The 1,101-nt window shown below is 62.3% G+C and carries 2 protein-coding genes; both read left to right on the forward strand.

What is annotated here, in order from left to right; translation table 11 throughout:
- The first annotated feature begins 3 nt into the window (after positions 1-3).
- Entirely contained in the window at positions 4-141 is a 138-nt protein-coding gene (locus NA8A_RS25750; RefSeq protein ID WP_420864583.1) for an RNase H family protein, read from the forward strand.
- A complete protein-coding gene (locus NA8A_RS24180) occupies positions 141-962 on the forward strand; it encodes a DUF262 domain-containing protein (RefSeq protein ID WP_009453078.1) in 822 nt (273 codons plus the stop codon). The genes NA8A_RS25750 and NA8A_RS24180 overlap by 1 nt, the downstream gene beginning before the upstream one ends.
- Positions 963-1,101: the final 139 nt, after the last annotated feature.

Here is a 1,101-nt window from a genome sequence, read left to right on the forward strand (position 1 = left end):
ACTCTGGAATGGGTGAAGGGCCATGCCGGAATTGAAGGCAATGAGCGGGCCGACGAGCTCGCTGTGATCGGGCGAGAGAGGATTGTCGAGAACGGCGCACCCAGCGCCATCGAAATCCAACTGACCTATGAGGTGGCGTGATGAGCGATACAGCAGAAAACGACTGCCCGGTGCAGGACTACCGTGACCCCGGCGAGGTTCCGGTGCTCGACTGGATCGATAAGGGCCTGATCGACATCGACGCCGCCTATCAGCGCGGTCTCGATGAAATTCGCGTCGAGAAGATCATGACGTGGTTCGCATGGGATAGCTTCGGCGCCATCGTGGTCGCGCCGACCGAAAACGAGCGCTACCACTGCATCGACGGTCAGCACCGCCTCGAAGCCGCCAAGCGCCATCCCAACGTCCAGCATGTCCCTGCGGTGATCGTGGCAGTGTCCGGGACGGTCGCGGAAGCTGAGACGTTTGTCGCCGTGAACGGGGACCGGAAGAACGTCTCCCCGCTCGAGATGTATTGGGCGAAGCTGGCGGCGAACGATCCGGATGCGGTCACAATCAGCCAGGTGGCGGAGCGGGCTGGTCTGACGATCCTTCGCTATCCGGCCGGTCAGGGAAAGATCAAGCCCGCGCAGACCGTCGCAATCGCTGCCATTCGCGGTCTTGTGGATCGCCGTGGCGCGATGCGGGCGCGACAGATCCTCGACGTGCTGGTGCAGGCCGAGCTTTCACCGATCACCGCGCCGCAGGTGAAGGCCTGCGAGCTTCTGCTGACCGATCCGGAGTTCTCCGAGCACATCGAGGCCGAAGCCCTCACCGACGCTATTCAGGGGAGTGCGATCTTGCTGGATGACGAGGCCAAGGTGTTTGCGGCCACGCACAAGGTTCCTCAGTGGCGCGCGCTGGCGGCGGTCTGGTTCAAGAAGACGAAGAAGCGACGTGGCGGGGCAAAGGTGGCGGCTTGATGCCGCTGCCTCATCACGCAAGAATGGCACGACCGGAGATCAAAACCGGCCTGTGGTGCTGCTTTTCGGGAATGTGGTTCGCAGGGGCTTCCAGAATTGCGGAAACGGCGATTTGAGGGTGTTGCTCGATACCCCCGAA

Source organism: Nitratireductor indicus C115 (genome assembly GCF_000300515.1).
Taxonomy (GTDB): Bacteria; Pseudomonadota; Alphaproteobacteria; order Rhizobiales; family Rhizobiaceae; genus Nitratireductor; species Nitratireductor indicus.

Excerpts from the sequence above, each read along its gene's own strand:
- NA8A_RS24180 (WP_009453078.1), top strand. The coding sequence starts at position 141 with ATGAGCGATACAGCAGAAAACGACTGCCCGGTGCAGGACTACCGTGAC.